The organism is Streptomyces sp. NRRL B-1347 (assembly GCF_000720325.1).
Lineage (GTDB): Bacteria > Actinomycetota > Actinomycetes > Streptomycetales > Streptomycetaceae > Streptomyces.
Genome location: NZ_JOJM01000033.1, coordinates 101,273 through 118,123 on the forward strand (window position 1 = coordinate 101,273; position 16,851 = coordinate 118,123).

The following is a 16,851-nucleotide window of genomic DNA, read 5'->3' on the forward strand; positions in this document are numbered from 1 at the left end:
CCCCCTACCCACAGGACGGACAGATGCCGTTCAGCCGCCCGGCCCGCGCCCTCGGGGCCCTCGCTCTCGCCACCGCGCTCCTCACGAGCTGCTCCAGCGACGACTCGTCCCCCGAAAGGCCCGACCGCGCGCCGCGGGCGCCCCGCGCCGGTGTCGCCTTCGACTACCAGCTGGGCGGCGCCTACCCGCCGCCGGACGGCGTCCGTGCCGTCTCCCGCGACCGCGGGGCGAAGCCCGTCCCGGGCCGCTACAACATCTGCTACGTCAACGCCTTCCAGGCCCAGCCCGGCCGCAAGACCGCCGCGTGGTGGCGGAAGAACCACCCCGACCTGCTGCTGCGCGACGCGCAGGGCGGGCTCGTGGTCGACGAGGACTGGGCGGAGCCGCTCCTCGACATCTCCACCGCGGCCAGGCGCGAGGCCCTGCTCGACGTCGTCGGCCCGTGGATCGACGGCTGCGCACGCGACGGCTTCGACGCCGTGGAGCCCGACAACCTCGACTCGTACGCCCGCTCCGACGGCCGCCTCAAGGCCGCCGACGGCAAGGCCTTCGCCCGGCTCCTGGTGCGCAGGGCCCACGAACAGGGCCTGGCCATCGCGCAGAAGAACACCACCGAGTTCCTGGACGCGAAGCTCGGCTTCGACTTCGCCGTCGCCGAGGAGTGCGGCCAGTACGGCGAGTGCGGCGACTACGCGGCGGTGTACGGCGGGAGGGTCTTCGACATCGAGTACGAGAAGAAGGGGTACGACGCCGCGTGCCGCCGCTGGGGCGGCAAGCTCTCCGTCATCCTGCGCGACCGCGACGTGACCCCCGCCGGAGCGGACGGCCACGTCTACCGGCGCTGCTGACCTCCCCCGCGCGGGCCGCGCGGCCGGGCCGCGCGGATATCCCCCGCACCGGCGAGGACGCGGCCCGCCGCCCGTGCTGAACTGGCAACCCCCGTGCGAGGGAGCCGCCGCATGCAGCGAACGTCCGTGCCGATACCGGGACCGGCGCGCCGCCGTCACCACCCGTTCCACCTGTTCCACCCGTACCTCCAGGACGGGGCGCTCGCCGCCCTCGTCCTGTTCGCCACGTCCCTGCAGTTCGTCTTCCCCCACGAGGGCGACGACCGGCTCTCGCCGATCGGCTTCCTGCTCGGCGCGGGCACCGCGGTACCGCTGGCGTGGCGGCGGCGCGCGCCGATGCTCAGCGTCTATCTGGTGAGCGTGTTCACGCCCGCGATGGCCGTCTACCGGGCGCCGCCGCCGGACGTCGCGTACGGCGGCCTGGTCGCGCTCTACACCCTCGCCGTCGTCGGCAAGCCCGCGCAGCGGCGCCTCGTGCTCGCCACCTGGCTGGTCGGCGCGACGGCCACGATGACGTTCCGGGAGCGGGCCGAGCCCTTCGAGTACGCCTTCCACCTGCTGAGCTTCGTCAGCGCGTACGGCTTCGGCGTGCTCGCCCGGGTCAAGGGCGCCTACACCGCGGCCCTGGAGGACCGGGCGCTGCGCCTGGAGCGGGAGCGGGCCGGCGAGACCGCGCGGGCCGTCGCACGGGAGCGGGCCCGGATCGCCCGGGACATGCACGACGTCCTGGCGCACGCGGTGAGCGTCATGGTGGTGCAGGCGGAGGCGGGCCCCGTGGTGGTGCGGGCCGATCCGACGCGCGCGGAGCGGGCGTTCGAGGCGATCGGCGCGGCCGGGCGGGACGCGATGGAGCAGTTGCGGCGGATCCTCGGGGTGCTGCGGGAGGCGGACGGCGACGGCTCCGCGGGCGGCGACCGGGGTCCGCAGCCCGCCCTCGCGGCGCTGCCCGCGCTGCTCGCCCGCGTCGAACAGGCGGGCGTCACCGTCCGGTTGAAGGAATCCGGCGAGCCCCGCCCGCTGGCCGCCGACGTCGACGTGGCCGCGTACCGCCTGGCGCAGGAGGCGCTGACGAACGTGCTGAAACACGCGGGGGCGAGCCTGGTGACCGTCGAAGTCGCCTGGTCACCGCGCGCATTGGCGCTCACGGTGACCGACGACGGCACGGGCGCGGCACGGACGGCCACCGGGGGCTACGGCCTCGTCGGCATCCGCGAGCGCGCCGCCGCCTGCGGGGGCGAGGTGGACGTGGGCCCCGCCGCGGGCGGCGGATTCCGTGTCGCGGCGCGGCTGCCCACGGCATCCTTGGCGCATGAGCATCCGCGTGGTGGTGGCCGACGACCAGGAGCTGGTGCGCAGCGGCTTCGCGATGATCCTTGACGCGCAGCCCGGCATCGAGGTGGTGGCGGAGGCGGGCGACGGCGCCGAGGCCGTCGACGCCGTGCGCCGCCTGGCGCCCGACGTGCTGCTCCTGGACGTCCGCATGCCCGGCGTCGACGGCATCGAGGCGGCCCGCGTGGTGTGCGCGGAGTCCGGCTGCCGGGTGGTGATGCTGACGACGTTCGACGTCGACGAGTACGTGTACGACGCCCTGTACGCGGGCGCGAGCGGCTTCCTGCTCAAGGACGTGCGCAGGGACGACCTGGTGCACGCGGTCCGCGTCGTGGCGGCCGGGGACTCGCTGCTCGCCCCGTCCGTGACCCGCCGTCTGGTCGCGGACTTCGTGCGCAGGGGCCGCCCCGACCAGGCGGCGGAGTCGCCCGCGGCGGCCGCGCCCCCCGCGGCCTCGCCGGGGCGCCTCGCGGTGCTCACCGCCCGTGAGGAGGAGACGCTGCGGCTGCTCGCCCGGGGCCTGTCGAACGCGGAGATAGCCGCGGAGTTCGTGGTCAGCGAGCACACCGTGAAGACCCACGTCAGCAACGTCCTGTCGAAGCTGGCGCTGCGGGACCGCGTGCAGGCGGTGATCTGCGCGTACGAGCACGGGCTCGTGGTGCCCGGGGACCACGGCGGCTGAGCCTCCCTCCCCCGCCGGAGGGAGCCGGACGGTCCCCCTCCCCCGCGCGACCCATGGACCGCTGTCCCGAAGACCGCTCCCCACGGCGATCCGCCGCGCGCCCCGCTCGGGCGAAGGTGTGGCCGAGAACATTCCTCGCCCCGGCCCCTGGGGCCAGATAGGAGCGGTCATGCTCGCCACGCTCGCCCGGACGGCAACGCGCCGTCCCGTCTTGGTGCTGTTGGTCTGGTTACTGCTGCTCGTTGTCGGATTCGGTTTCGGCACGCGGGTGTTCGGCGACCTCAACTCGTCCGTGGAGGACGTGCCCGGCAGCGAGTCGGCGGTCACGAGCGAGGTACTCGGGCCGCTCACCCCGGACGGGGAGTCGTTCACGGCGTCCGTCACTGGCGGCACGGACGGATCGGTGCGCGCGCAGGAGGTGCGCGCGGCGGTCGCCGACGCGGTCGCCGACGTGCGCGGCCAGAAGGGGGTCGACCGGGTCGCCGACCCGTACACCGCGAAGGGGCTGCTCGCCGAGGACGGGAAGGTGCTCCTGATCCCCGTCACGCTGGAGGGCGACCTCTCCGACCGCGACGAGATCCACGCGGTGAACGACGCCGCCGACCGGCTGCGGGAGATCGCGGGGGCGGCGGGCGACCGCGTCGACGTGGCGGTCAGCGGCGACCCGCTGCTCGGTGACCAGATGGGCGGCCGCGCCCAGGAGGACGTGGCGCGCGCCGAGCTGATCACCCTGCCCGCCGTCCTCCTCGTCCTGCTGCTGATCTTCGGCGGGCTCCGGGCGGCCGGTCTGCCGCTGCTCGTCGCGGTGAGCGGGGTGGCCGGGGCGTTCCTGACGCTGTTCGCGTTCAGCCAGTTCACCGAGATCTCGGTGTACGCGGTGCAGGTCGTGACGATGCTCGGCCTCGGCCTCGCGGTGGACTACGCGCTGCTGATGGTGGTGCGGTTCCGCGAGGAACGGGGGCACGAGCGGGACGTCGTACGCGCCGTGCACGCCACGGTCGCGCACGCCGGGCGGACCGTGCTGTTCTCCGGTCTGACGGTGGCCGTGTGCCTGTCGGGCCTGGTCTGGTTCCCCAGCCCGTTCCTGCGGAGCATGGGGCTCGCCGCGGGCGCGGTCGTCGTGGTCGACATGCTGGCGGCCCTGACGCTGCTCCCCGCCCTGCTCGCCCTGTTCGGCGGCAAGCTCACGCCCCGGCGTACGAAGTCGCGCCTGCGGAAGCGGCCCGCGGAGCCCGGTGCGCTCTTCGCCCGGCTCGCCCGCTTCGCCGCCCGCCGCCCCTACCCCGTCCTGGTCGCCGTCGTCGCCGGGCTCGCCGTGCTCGCGCTTCCCGTGCTCGGCATGCGCATCGAGATCGGCGACGCGCGCCAGCTGCCGCACGACACCGAGGCCCGGCAGCTCTACGACGCCGTGCACGAGCACTTCCCGGCCGGCACGGACGTGAACACCGTCGACGTCGTGATCCGGCCCGGCGCCGACCCGGCCTACGAACGCGAGATCCGCGCCCTGTCCGAGGTCACCCGGTCCAGCAGCGACCGGCTGCCGAACGGCACGACGCTGGTGCGGCTCACCCCGACCGGCTCGGCGGACGGGCCGGAGGCGACCGCCCTCGTCGAGCGGGTGCGCGAGCTGCGCGGCGACGAACCGGCGAAGGTCACCGGCACCGCGGCCCGGCTCGTGGACTTCCGGGAGATGCTCGCCGACCGGGCCCCCTGGGCCGTGCTCACCGTGCTCGTGGGCCTGTTCGCGCTGCTCTTCGCCTTCACCGGCTCGCTGCTCAGCCCGCTGCGGACGCTGCTCACCACGCTGCTCAGCCTGGGCGCCGGGCTCGGCGTGGTGACCTGGGTGTTCCAGGACGGGCACGGGGCGAGCCTGCTCGGCGGCGAGGGGCTCGGCGCGCTCAGCCTGACCGCGCCGCCGCTGATCATCGCGATCGCGTTCGGGCTCGCCATGGACTACGAGCTGTTCATCCTGTCGCGGATGCGGGAGTCCTGGGAGGCGACCGGGAACGCGCACGAGGCGGTCGTCGAGGGGCTGCGCCGCTCGGGCCGCGTGGTGACCTGCGCCGCGCTGCTGCTCGCCATCGTCTTCGGCGGCTTCATGACGGGCGGCTTCTCGCCGATCCTGCAGATCGGCCTCGGTCTGACGCTCGCGGTCCTGATCGACGCCACGATCGTGCGGATGCTCCTCGTGCCCGCCGCGATGACGCTGCTCGGCGACCGCGCGTGGTGGGCGCCGCCGTTCCTGCGCCGCCTGCACCAGCGGTACGGGCTCTCGGAGGCGCCGGCGACGGTCGCGGCGGAGCGCGCGGCCGTCGGGCCCGGACCTCAGGAGAGCACGACGACGTCCATGACGACCGCGGCGGCGAGCCCGCAGCCGAGGAGGTAGCTGCCGAGCCTGGTCCGGCCGCGGCGGCTCAGCTCGACGACCACGCCGCAGAGGATCAGCAGCAGCCCGTACACACCGACGACTAGAACGGACGCTCTATTCACCAGATGCGTTCCGAGCAGCACCGCCGCCACCGCCATCCCCGCGGTGGCGGCGGTGACGCGCAGTCGCCGTGCCTGGCGCGGGGTGCGGACCCCGCGCTCCGGGGCCCCTTGCTCCGACATGCTCATGCCCGGGATCGTAGTCAGGCCCGCAGATACGCGAGCACGGCGAGCACCCGCCGGTGCGTGCCGTCGGTGACGGGCAGGTCGAGCTTGCCGAGGATGTTGCCGATGTGCTTGCCCACGGCGGCCTCCGTGACCACGAGTTCGGCGGCGATGGCGGCGTTGGACCTGCCCTCCGCGACCAGGGCGAGCACCTCGCGCTCGCGCGGCGTCAGCCGCTCCAGGGGGTCGCGTCTGCGCCGCAGCAACTGCCGTACGACTTCCGGGTCCACGACCGTGCCGCCGTCGGCGACCCGGGTGAAGGCGTCCACGAACTGCTCGACCTGTCCGACCCGGTCCTTGAGCAGATAGCCGACCCCGCCGCCGTCGCCGGTGTCCAACAACTCGGCTGCGTACGACCGCTGTACGTACTGGCTGAGCACGAGGACCGGCAGGTCCGGCCGTTCGGCGCGCAGGGCGAGCGCGGCGCGCAGGCCCTCGTCCTGGAAGCCCGGCGGCATCCGCACGTCGGTGACGACGACGTCAGGACCGTGCTCCGCCACGGCCCGGCGCAGCGCGTCCGCGTCACCGACCGCCGCGACCACCTCGTGCCCGAAGCGGGTGAGCACCCCGACGAGGCCCTCGCGCAGCAACACGCTGTCCTCGGCGAGGACTACGCGGCGGGCGCGGGCGGCATCGGGTCGCACGGGATCTCCAGGGACAGGACGGTCGGCCCGCCGGGCGGACTGGTGACGGTCAGTGTGCCATCGAGGACGGCGAGGCGGTCGGCGAGCCCGGTCAGACCGGTGCCGCGCGCGGGGTCGGCGCCGCCGCACCCGTCGTCGCGCACCCGTACGCGCAGGGCGCCGTCCGCGTACCGGGCGTGGACCTCGGCGCGTGCGGCGCCGCTGTGCCGGGCGACGTTGGCGAGGGCCTCGCGCACGGCGAAGTACGCGCCGGACTCGACGGGTTCGGGCAGCCGGGGCAGGTCCGCGTCGGTGTCCACGGGCACGGGCGAGCGGTCGGCGGCGTCCTCGACGGCGGCCGCGAGGCCGTAGTCGGCGAGGACGCGCGGGTGGATGCCCCGGATCAGCTCGCGCAGTTCGGCAAGGACCCGGTCGGCCTCCTCGTGGGCCGCGGCGAGCCGGTCGGCGAGCGGGCTGCCCGGCTCGGCGTCGAGGCGGGCGAGGCCGAGGCCCATGCTCAGGGCGACGAGCCGCTGCTGCGCCCCGTCGTGCAGGTCCCGCTCCACCCGGCGGCGTTCGGCCTCGAAGGCGGCGACGAGCCGGGCCCTGGACCGGGTCACCTCGGCGAGCCGCGCCTCCGTCTCGGCCTCGCGCGGGGCGAGGAGGAGTTGGGCGACGGCGGCGCGGGCGGCGGCGTACGCGCCGAGCGGGTACAGCAGGACGGCGAGCAGCAGCAGGCCGAGCGCGGCGGTGCCGCAGGCCGCCGGGTACGACTCGACGAACCACAGCTTGGCGGGCCGTACGCCGCCGCCGTCGGGGCCGCCGGTGAGCGCGAGTTGGGCGGGCGCGGCGGCCAGGGCGAGGGGCAGCCCGAGGGTGCAGGCGGCCACCGCCAGGTCGAGGGGCCACAGCACGCAGGCCATCAGGACGGCGTACGCCAGCTCCCGCCAGGTCGCCTGCTCCCGCACGCGCAGCCGCAGCCAGGCCGCGAGGCCGGGGGCGTCGGGGGTGCGGTGCGGGCTGGCCACGGGGCCCGGCCGCACGAGCAGGGCCCGGCGGCGCTCCAGGGCCCCGACGGGCACGCCCGCGAGCGCGAGCAGGGCGAGCAGGGGGATGCCCACGACGACGAGGCTGGCGGCCAGGCCCAGGGCGAGGCCGCCGGCCAGGGCGACGAGGAGGGGTGCCCCCACCGCGGCCCCGGAGACGACGTAGGCCGCGGCCCTCCACCGGTGCTTCACGCGGTCACGCTAACCGCAGCCCGCTCAGGGCACGTCGGGGCCCTGCTCCGGGACTTCGTCCCAGGGCACGTCGGGGCCCGGGTCGTCGTCGACGCTCAGGCCGTCGCCCCAGCCGAAGTCGTCGAAGGCGGCGTGCACCCCCGTGACGAAGAACAGGCAGAAGACGACGATCAGGCCGAGGAAGCCGAGCACGGCGACCGTGCCCAGCGTGTTGGCGACCGGGCGCGGCGCGTGCGCGGTCGCCCGCTCGGGCCGCTCCGGGGCGTAGTACACGGTCACGACGTCGCCCTCGATGACCGTCCCCGGGCCGTTCTCCTCCTCGAAGCGGACCGTGCGGCCGTCGCGGGTGACGAACTCGTAGACGTGGTGCAGGGTCGTGGACACGTGGTGGTCGTCGCCGTGCCCGGAGGTCGTCGTGTAGGTGCGCAGACAGCGCGCCTCGGCGGTCAGGCCGCTGCGCCAGGCGCGCCGCATCTCTGCCGAACGCCTGATGATCGCGGCCGCCATGACGAGGGCTATGCCCGCCATGAGCGCCGGTACGACGTAGAACATCGCTTCCATGAGGGCCCCCGATAAATCCCGCGCACGCCGTAGTGGTCACGTACGGCGTGCGCAGAACCTACCCGTGGGGGGTGGTGGAGATCCTCAGGACAACCTCTGAACCAGCGGCCGGAGGTGTCAGAAGGTGACGTCCGAGCAGGCGTAGAACGCGTTGCCCGTGTCCGCGATCGTCCAGACGGCGAGGATCACGTGGTGGCCGCTGCGGCCGCTCGGGATCGTGCCGCTGTGCGACAGGGTCGCGGGCGGCTGCTGGGCGTTGTACGGGACGGTGAGGAACGGCTGGGTGTCGAGCGCCGCCCTCGTCAGGGGCTGGCTCTCGTTCCAGCCCTGCTTGGTGATGTAGTACCGGAAGTCCGTGGTGCGGTGCCGCGCGGTGAACTGCCAGCGGAAGGAGTAGCTCTGGCCGCCCGACACCTTCGTCGTGGGCCAGGCGTTGCCGTTCGGCTGCGTCGCCTTGTTGAGCGAGCTGAAGCCGGCGAGCCCGGCGGAACAGAGCTTGCCGTCGGCGGGACCGCCCGCCGGGAAGCCCTTGGGGCCTTCGACGCTCTGCGGTTCGTACTGTATGGAGCCGCAGCCGGTCACCACGCCCTTGGCGCAGTTGATCTGACGGCTTGCTGGCAGGTCGGTGTAGCCATGGCTGCTGGCGCCGCCGGTCGAGAGCACGAAGGCTCCGACCGTCGCCATCCCGAGCATGGCGGCGGACAACTTGTTTCGCATGCTGCGCTCCTGAACAACGTGGGGGCAGTTCTGTGAGCCGTGCGCGCGCTTACGGTCGTGCTGAGCTGCCGCGTGACGGGTGGTGCCGTCGTCACACGGGATGCGATTCGCATGGTCTGAACCTGTGGGGACGTGCGGTCTAGACCAAGTCCCAGATTATTGCGGGTAGTTGAACATGTCCATACCAATCGTGGAGACGATCCGATCGCACCGACTCCGCGAAGTCGCGACGGGTTCACCGCCGTCGGGGGCCGCGAGATCCGGCCGGAGACCAGCGGTCGAGCAGCAGCCGACCGGCGATCAGCGTTCTCCGTGCCCCGTGTAGAACGCCACCGTCAGATCCTTCACCAGCGCCTTGCGCTCGTAGTCGTCGAGCTCGACCAGGCCGCGCGTGGTGAGGCGGGCCACCGTGTCCTCGACGGAGTCGACCACCGACGTGAGCACGCTGTCACGGTGCCGCGCGTCGAGCGCGGCGATCCCGCGCCGGTGCATCGCGGCCGCCACCTCCGGCGCGTACTCGATCCGCGTCGGCTGTACGGAGAAGACCTCGATCCCCACCGGCTCCGCCTGCGCGGCGAGGGCCCGCGTCAGGGCCTCGCCGACGGCCTCCGCGTCCCGCAGCGTCGGGCCGCCGTCGGCCGCGCCCCGGGACCCGTCGTGGAAGGCGTCCGCGGGCAGCCGCGACAGGACGCGGGCGGCCGTCGCCTCCACGCACTCGCGCAGGTACTCCTGGTGGTCCGCGACGGCGAGCGCGGCCCGCGCGGTGTCCTTGACCCGCCACACCACGAGCACCACCACCCGCAGCGCCACGCCGGAGCGGTCCACGGCGGCCATCGGCTCGCTGCGCCAGTGCCGAAGGCGCACGTCGACGCGGCGCCGCAGCAGCAACGGGTTCACCCACAGCAGCCCGGTCCGCCGCACGCTCCCCCGGTACCTGCCGAACAGGGTCAGGACCCACGCCCCGCCGACCCGGCCGCGCGCGAGCCCGCCGAAGCCGAACAGGGCGAGCGCCCCGGCCCCGGCCAGCACCGCCCACTGCGCGGCCCCGATCCCCGGCGCCCCCGCCCGGCCCGCCGCCCCGGGCAGGGCCCGGGGCAGCACCCCGGCCCACCACAGCGCGAGCACGCACCCCGCCGCGCCCACGCCACCGGCGAGCACCCCGACCGCGCCGGGCAGCACCCGGGCGCGCCGCTCGGCGAGGTCCGGGTCGATCCCAGGCACCGGCGGCGGCAGCGGCACCGATGCCCGCCCCGCCTCCGCCCGGACCCCCGGCTCCACGCGGGGGCGCGCCGCACCGCCGCGCACCACCCCGGCGGGCAGCGCCACCCCCACCGGATCCCGCGGATCGTCGCGGAACAGCAGATGGACGGGGATCTCCGTGGTGGCCTCGCTGTGGATGAGGCGGGGCGGACGGCCCGCGGCACCCGCCGCGCCGCCGCGCCCCCGGCCTTCGTCCGACTCCGGGGACCGCTCTGTCGTCGTGCTCATCTCTGCCTCCGTCGCCTCCGCCATGGGTTCCCCGCCGCGCGCGGGCCCCTCACCGGAACAGCCGCCGCCACGTCTCGGGCCCCGGGACCCCGTCGGCCGCGCCGCCCCGCCAGCCCTGCGCCCGCTGGAAGGCCTCGACCGCCCTGCGGTCCGCCTCGCCCCAGCGCGGCCCGGGCCCGACCGCGTAGTACTTGCCGAAGCCCTTGCGCACGAGCTGCCGCCCGAGCCGCTCGACGTACGCGTTGCTCTGCCCCGGCCGGAAGTGACCCTTGCCGGGGAACGCGGGCACGCCCTGCCCGCCCCCGGCCCCGGTCCCGCGTCCGCCGGGAATGTCCCGGCCCTTGCCCGTGACCAGGTACGACCAGGTCAGCGGGCCCGGAATGCCGTCCGCGTCCGCGCCCGTCCAGCCCTGCGCCCGCTGGAACGCCCGGGTCGCCCTGCGGTCGGCGTCGCCCCAGCGGGGTCCAGGACCCGAGCGGTAGTAATGGGCGCCGCCCCGGGCGACGAGGAGCCGCCCGAGCCGGGTGACGTGCGCGTTGTGCGCACCGGGGCCGAAGGAGCGCGCGCCGGGGTAGCGCCCGGGCGCCGCCGGGGTGGCACCGGCCGGGCCCGGCGCCCGCAGCCCCTTGTACCGGTAGGCCCGGTAGCGGTCCGCGTCCTTCCAGTACGCGTAGGGCGTGGCCTTCTTGCGGGTGTACGGCCGCGCCTGCTCATAGGCGAGATAGGAGGTGCGCGTGGAGTCCGCCCAGCCGCCGAAAATCGTCACGTGCGAGCCCCTCTCCGGGTTCGCCGGATTGTGGAACAGGAGAATGTCCCCCGGTTCGAGGTCGGCCTTCGAGACGCGCGTCCCGTACTGGTCGAGCGTGCCCGTCCATTCGTTCCCGCCGAGATTCCAGGCCATCGAGACAAAGCCCGAGCAGTCCTGCCGGTAGCCGTCCGCCCAGAAACTCCGCAGGTTGTACGGCACCCGCGCGTCCACCCACCGCTTGGCCCTGCCGATGATCTCGGCCCGGGTGGTGGTGCGCAGCTGCGCCCCGTGGGCACTGGTCCCGTGCAGCGGGCTCTGCCTGCCCTGCGGGGTGTCGGGGTCGCCCCCGTTCGGGGCTGCCGCACCGGATCCCACCTGCGGAAACGACTCCGGTGCCGGAGTCGCGGCCGCGGGCAGAGCCTGGCCGGGGCCGAGCACGGAGCCCGCCGCGGCCGCGAGGACCAGGGCCCGGCGGGCGCCGTGCGCAGCCGGGTGGCCGCCGCGCCCCGGCGGCAGCGCGTGCATCCCGGCCCGCCGCCAGTACACGCATCCCGGGCACTCGCAGTCGCTCGCGGGCTTGAATTCCTCGAATGCCGGAGCGGCCTCCATGCGATTCCCCTCACATCCGCCGGGATGTCCGGGGAAGGCCCCCGGCCAGGATTGTCCGCGCATCTGCATATCCGTCAGTTTTCCAACTGTCCGGAGATATCGCATGTTGACGGTCCGAATGATGGAGGGGGCCCGGTAAAGCCCTCCCTCCCGATCCACCCGCCCCGCCAGGCGAAGGCACCCCCGGCCACTCAGTGGTCATGAGCACCCTCGAACGTCCGGTAGAGTTATCTCTGTCAGCAGGCGCCGCTAGCTCAGTTGGTTAGAGCAGCTGACTCTTAATCAGCGGGTCCGGGGTTCGAGTCCCTGGCGGCGCACGATGACGATGGCGAGGTTCTGCCGCTACGGTTGCGCCATGGCGCGGGACATCCAGGAGCGGATCAAGAAACTCATCATCGATCAGCGGCTGCCCTCCGGCTCCGTGCTGCCGACCGAGCCGGAGCTGATGGAGCACCTCGGGGTCAGCCGGAACTCGGTGCGCGAGGCGCTCAAGGCGCTCCAGGCCATGGGCATCGTCGAGATCCGGCACGGCTTCGGCACCTACGTCGGGCCGATGTCGGTGGCGCCGATGATCGAGGGCCTCACCTTCCGCACCGTCGCCGGGCACTACCGCGGCGAGGACAGCCTGCTCCAGCTCCTGGAGCTGCGCGAGGCCGTCGAGACCGGGCTCATCGCGCGCCTCGCGGGCTCCCTGCCGGCCGCCGACCTGGCCGAGCTCGACGCGCTCGTGGACCGCATGGACGCCGAGGCCGCGGGGCCCGGCGGCGAGGTCCGCGCCGAGACCGACCGCGCCTTCCACGCCACGCTCTACCGCTGCCTCGGCAACCGGCTCCTCGGCGAGGTCCTGGAGGCGTTCTGGGACGCCTTCCACCGGGTCCGCACCGACCTCGTCGACGTACCGCGGGACCCGAAGATCACCTGCCGCCAGCACCGCGAGATCCTCGACGCGGTGCGCTCGTCGGACGTCCTGCGCGCCGAACGGGCCATACGCGAACACTTCGGCAACATTCGTACCCGTTTGAGCGCGCCCGCCTCAACAGTGGCCCCCAGCACCACACATGACCGGTAAACTCCTTGCTTTCACTCTTGCGATCATGCAAGGGCGCATAGAACCCTGGCGGGAGGCTCGCTGAAGCCTCGGCTCTCACGGGGCGCGCGACGCGGGGCAGTTGGGGGCCTGGACGCCGCCCGTGCGACGAGAGTCCTCATGAACACCGGGACAGGGGGTCCCCGCGTTCATGAACGGATGCCAAGGGGGGCATCATGCAACCGGAAGGCCACGTTTCGCTGTCCTGGCGAGGGGTGGCCCACCACTTGATGCGCTCGCGCAGGTCGAGGGGGACCGCCGCGGGCGAAAGGACCGACGACCACGCGGAGAGCCGCGTGCGGGGGGATGACTCATGACGTCGACGCCACCGGGCGAGCGGCAGGGCGACCCGTCCCAGACCACCCAGCTGCGCGTGCTCTCGCACCGGACGGGCGGCCTGAGACGCATCAAGAAATCGCTGCCGCGCTACGACTACGAGCACTACAGCCGCCTGGCGGGGCCCCTCACCCAGCCGGACCCGACGAAGCCCTACAAGGTCCAGTACCGCTCCCTGCTCTCCCAGGAGCCGCACCGGATACGCGCGGCCCTCATGCTCGGCGCGGCGCCGCTGCTCTCCCTCGTCCTGCTCGCCTGGCTGCTCCAGCCCGAGCACTGGACGGAGCGCGACTACCCCGCGTATGACTTCCTGCCCGTGCTCGACGTCGTCATGCTCGTCTCGATCGGCTTGATCGAGTTCTTCCGCTGCATGAACGTCCTGTCGAACGCCCACGCCACGCTCGTCGCCCGCGACCCGGTCCCCGTCGTGCCCGAGACCGGCACCCGCGTCGCCTTCCTCACCTCGTTCGTGCCCGGCAAGGAGCCGATCGAGATGGTGACGAAGACGCTCGAAGCAGCGGTGAGATTGCGCCACCGCGGGCTGCTGCACGTATGGCTGCTCGACGAGGGCGACGACCCCGAGGTCAAGGCCGTCTGCGCACGCCTGGGCGTGCACCACTTCTCCCGCAAGGGCATCGCGAAGTGGAACCAGGCCAAGGGCCCGCACCGCGCCAAGACCAAGCACGGCAACTACAACGCCTGGCTGGACGCGCACGGCGACGACTACGACTACTTCGCGTCCGTGGACACCGACCACGTCCCGATGCCCAACTACCTGGAGCGGATGCTCGGCTTCTTCCGCGACCCGGACGTCGGCTTCGTCATCGGCCCGCAGGTCTACGGCAACTACGACACGTTCGTCACCAAGGCCGCCGAGTCCCAGCAGTTCCTCTTCCACGCCCTGATCCAGCGCGCGGGCAACGCCTACGGCTCGCCCATGTTCGTCGGCACCTCCAACGCGGTGCGGATCAAGGCCCTCAAGCAGATCGGCGGCCTGTACGACTCGATCACCGAGGACATGGCGACGGGCTTCGAGATCCACCGCCACAAGAACCCGGCCACCGGAAAGAAGTGGAAGTCCGTCTACACCCCGGACGTGCTCGCCGTCGGCGAGGGCCCCAACGCCTGGACGGACTTCTTCACCCAGCAGCTCCGCTGGTCGCGCGGCACGTACGAGACCATCCTCAAGCAGTTCTGGAAGGCACCGTTCTCGCTGCCGCCCGGGCGGCTCTTCAACTACACGATGATGGTCATCTTCTACCCGATGTCCGCCCTGAACTGGATCCTCGCGGCCCTCAGCTGCGCCCTGTTCCTGGGCCTCGGCGCCTCCGGCGTGAACATCGACCCGACCATCTGGCTCATGCTGTACGGCAACGCGTCCGCGCTCCAGATCGGCCTGTACATCTGGAACCGCCGCCACAACGTCTCGCCGCACGAGCCCGAGGGCTCCGGCGGCATCGCGGGCATGGTGATGTCGGCGCTCTCGGCCCCGATCTACGCGCGCTCCCTCCTGGACGCCGCGCTGCGCCGCAAGAGCAGCTTCGTGGTCACGCCCAAGGGCGACTCGGCGAGCCCGGACACGCTGTTCGGCACGTTCCGCATCCACCTGTTCTTCATCCTGGTCTTCGCCGGCTCCATCGCGGCGGCGTACGTGTACGACCACGCGCACCCGGCAATGATCATCTGGGCCACCTTCGCGCTCCTCGTCACCGCCTCGCCGATCTTCGCCTGGCGGCACGGCATGCGGCAGGAGCGGAAGAAGCCGCCGACACCCGCGGAGGGCGGGCCCCGGGTGCCGGAGCAGCAGACGCTGCCCGCCCGGCAGTTCGCGCCGCACAGCGCGCCCCCGCACGCGCAGCCGGGCGCGCACGCGCCGCAGCAGAAGCCCAGCTGGGCCGCGAACCCCTCGGCCGCCGCGCCGGCGCCGAGCGCGTCGGCCGCTTCGAATGACGACACCATGCAGATCGCCCTCGGGAGCCACGACACATGAGAGACCCCTCCAGCCGCCGCCGCGCCCGCCGGATAGCCATAGGCACCGCGGTGGTGCTGGCGCTGGCCGGCATGAACGGCCCCTGGCTGTGGCGCGTGGGCTCCGAGAAGTACCACAACTACAAGATCAACAAGCCCGAGTACAAGGCGGCGAACGGCCACTGGAAGGTCGTCGAGTTCCCCGAGGAGTACCGGCAGAACACGATCCACGCGTCGCTCCTGCACACCGGCAAGATCCTGATGGTGGCGGGCTCGGGCAACAACCAGAAGAACTTCGACGAGAAGAAGTTCGACACCCGGCTCTGGGACCCCGAGAAGAACACCATCAAGAAGATCCCGACGCCGACGGACCTGTTCTGCACCGGCCACACCCAGCTCGCCGACGGCAAGCTGCTCATCGCGGGCGGCACCAAGCGGTACGAGAAGCTCAAGGGCGACGTCACCAAGGCCGGCGGCCTGATGATCGTGCACAACGAGAACCCGGACCGGCCGATCACGCTGCCCGCGGGCACCAAGTTCACCGGCAAGAAGAACGGCAAGACCTTCGTCTCGAAGGACCCGGTCGTCGTCGAGCGCGCGAAGAAGGTCTTCGACAAGCAGACCGGCGCGTTCCTGCGCAACGACCCGGGCCTCGGCCGCATCTACGTGGAGGCGCAGGCGAGCGGCGCCAAGTACGAGACCGGCACCCAGGACAACTACCGCGTGCAGGGCCTGAACGGCGCCGACGCCCGCAACACGTACGGCATCGCGCAGAAGCTCGCCCTCGACAAGAAGGACTTCCAGGGCATCAAGGACACCTTCGAGTTCGACCCGGTCGCCGAGAAGTACATCAAGGTCGACCCGATGAACGAGGCCCGCTGGTACCCCACGCTGACCACGCTCACCGACGGCAAGGTGCTCTCCCTGTCCGGCCTCGACGAGATCGGCCAGCTGGTGCCGGGCAAGAACGAGGTGTACGACCCGAAGACGAAGAAGTGGACGTACACCAAGGGCGTCCGGCAGTTCCCGACCTATCCGGCGATCTTCCAGATGGCGAACGGCAAGCTCTTCTACTCCGGTTCGAACGCGGGCTACGGCCCCGCCGACGTCGGCCGTGACCCGGGCGTCTGGGACCTGGCGACCAACAAGTTCAAGAAGATCCCGGGCATGAGCGACCCGGACCTCCTGGAGACCTCCAACACGGTCGAGCTGCCGCCCGCGCAGGACCAGCGCTACATGGTCGTCGGCGGCGGTGGCGTCGGCGAGTCCACGAAGGCCTCCAAGAAGACCCGCATCGTCGACCTGAAGGACCGGAGCCCGCGCTTCACGGACGGCCCTGAGCTGGGCAGGGGCACCCGTTACCCGCAGGCGTCGGTGCTGCCCGACGACTCCGTGCTGATCTCCGGCGGCTCCGAGGACTACCGCGGCCGCGGCGACTCCAACGTCCACGAGGCCCGCCTGTACGACCCGCGCAAGAACACCCTCGACAAGGTCGCCGACCCGCACGTGGGCCGCAACTACCACTCCGGCTCGATCCTGCTGCCCGACGGCCGCGTGATGTTCTTCGGCTCGGACTCGCTGTACGCCGACAAGGCCAACACCAAGCCGGGCAGCTTCGAGCAGCGGGTGGAGATCTACACGCCGCCGTACCTGTACCACGGCGACCAGCCCGCGCTCGGGGCCGGCCCCAAGGCCCTGAAGCGGGGCGCGTCCGGCACGTTCCTCACCAAGGACGCCGCGTCCATCAAGTCCGCCCGGCTGATCCGGCCCTCGGCCACCACCCACGTCACGGACATCGACCAGACGTCGATCGCCCTCGGCCTGAAGAAGTCCGGCGACGGGATCACGGTGACCGTGCCGAAGAACCGGAGCCTGGTGGAGTCGGGCTGGTACATGCTCTTCGTCACGGACAAGGAGGGCATCCCCAGCAAGGCCCGGTGGGTGCACGTGCCGTGAGTTGAGTGC

Annotated in this window: 14 protein-coding genes and 1 tRNA gene; 8 read left to right on the forward strand and 7 right to left on the reverse strand. The window is 72.8% G+C overall.

The genetic code is table 11. The features are described 5' to 3' along the window. The first annotated feature begins 23 nt into the window (after positions 1–23). From IG74_RS0125920 to IG74_RS0125935, 4 genes are all read left to right on the forward strand, one after another. Positions 24–848 carry an endo alpha-1,4 polygalactosaminidase gene (locus tag IG74_RS0125920; RefSeq protein ID WP_030682025.1) on the forward strand — a complete coding sequence of 275 codons (825 nt, stop codon included), beginning with the start codon at positions 24–26 and terminating at the stop codon, positions 846–848. Positions 849–959: 111 nt separating this feature from the next. Next, a complete protein-coding gene (locus IG74_RS0125925; RefSeq protein ID WP_078869031.1) occupies positions 960–2,225 on the forward strand; it encodes a sensor histidine kinase in 1,266 nt (421 codons plus the stop codon). Continuing rightward, on the forward strand, positions 2,158–2,859 hold the full coding sequence (locus tag IG74_RS0125930) for a response regulator (protein WP_030682031.1): 702 nt from the start codon (positions 2,158–2,160) through the stop codon (positions 2,857–2,859). Before IG74_RS0125925 ends, IG74_RS0125930 begins: the two co-directional genes overlap by 68 nt. A gap of 169 nt (positions 2,860–3,028) precedes the next feature. After that, positions 3,029–5,245: an MMPL family transporter gene (locus tag IG74_RS0125935; RefSeq protein ID WP_078869032.1), complete on the forward strand. Its 2,217-nt coding sequence runs from the start codon at positions 3,029–3,031 to the stop codon at positions 5,243–5,245. Here the strand turns inward: IG74_RS0125935 and IG74_RS0125940 are convergent. From IG74_RS0125940 to IG74_RS0125970, 7 genes are all read right to left on the reverse strand, one after another. After that, complete coding sequence (locus tag IG74_RS0125940) at positions 5,185–5,475, reverse strand: hypothetical protein (RefSeq protein ID WP_030682035.1); 291 nt, start codon at positions 5,473–5,475, stop codon at positions 5,185–5,187. The genes IG74_RS0125935 and IG74_RS0125940 overlap by 61 nt on opposite strands. A gap of 14 nt (positions 5,476–5,489) precedes the next feature. After that, a complete protein-coding gene (locus tag IG74_RS0125945; protein ID WP_030682036.1) occupies positions 5,490–6,155 on the reverse strand; it encodes a response regulator in 666 nt (221 codons plus the stop codon). After that, a complete protein-coding gene (locus IG74_RS0125950) occupies positions 6,122–7,372 on the reverse strand; it encodes a sensor histidine kinase (protein ID WP_030682037.1) in 1,251 nt (416 codons plus the stop codon). Before IG74_RS0125950 ends, IG74_RS0125945 begins: the two co-directional genes overlap by 34 nt. 24 nt (positions 7,373–7,396) lie before the next feature. Beyond that, the gene (locus IG74_RS0125955) at positions 7,397–7,933 is read right to left on the reverse strand and encodes a DUF3592 domain-containing protein (RefSeq protein WP_078869033.1); all 537 of its coding nucleotides are present in this window, start codon (positions 7,931–7,933) and stop codon (positions 7,397–7,399) included. Between the two features lie 117 nt (positions 7,934–8,050). Then, positions 8,051–8,650 carry a lytic polysaccharide monooxygenase auxiliary activity family 9 protein gene (locus IG74_RS0125960; protein WP_030682041.1) on the reverse strand — a complete coding sequence of 200 codons (600 nt, stop codon included), beginning with the start codon at positions 8,648–8,650 and terminating at the stop codon, positions 8,051–8,053. 300 nt (positions 8,651–8,950) lie between these two features. Continuing rightward, complete coding sequence (locus tag IG74_RS0125965; RefSeq protein ID WP_030682044.1) at positions 8,951–10,138, reverse strand: SPFH domain-containing protein; 1,188 nt, start codon at positions 10,136–10,138, stop codon at positions 8,951–8,953. Positions 10,139–10,187: 49 nt separating this feature from the next. Next, the gene (locus IG74_RS0125970; RefSeq protein ID WP_030682046.1) at positions 10,188–11,495 is read right to left on the reverse strand and encodes a peptidoglycan-binding protein; all 1,308 of its coding nucleotides are present in this window, start codon (positions 11,493–11,495) and stop codon (positions 10,188–10,190) included. 243 nt (positions 11,496–11,738) lie between these two features. Here IG74_RS0125970 and IG74_RS0125975 point away from each other — a divergent pair. From IG74_RS0125975 to IG74_RS0125990, 4 genes are all read left to right on the forward strand, one after another. Further along, positions 11,739–11,812: transfer RNA gene (locus tag IG74_RS0125975), tRNA-Lys, on the forward strand. A 38-nt stretch (positions 11,813–11,850) separates the two neighbouring features. Then, on the forward strand, positions 11,851–12,564 hold the full coding sequence (locus IG74_RS0125980; RefSeq protein WP_030682051.1) for a FadR/GntR family transcriptional regulator: 714 nt from the start codon (positions 11,851–11,853) through the stop codon (positions 12,562–12,564). A gap of 331 nt (positions 12,565–12,895) precedes the next feature. Continuing rightward, positions 12,896–14,908, forward strand: a complete 2,013-nt coding sequence (locus tag IG74_RS0125985) for a glycosyltransferase family 2 protein (RefSeq protein WP_030682053.1) — start codon at positions 12,896–12,898, stop codon at positions 14,906–14,908. Next, positions 14,905–16,842, forward strand: a complete 1,938-nt coding sequence (locus IG74_RS0125990; RefSeq protein ID WP_030682055.1) for a kelch motif-containing protein — start codon at positions 14,905–14,907, stop codon at positions 16,840–16,842. Before IG74_RS0125985 ends, IG74_RS0125990 begins: the two co-directional genes overlap by 4 nt. The last annotated feature ends 9 nt before the right edge of the window (positions 16,843–16,851 follow it).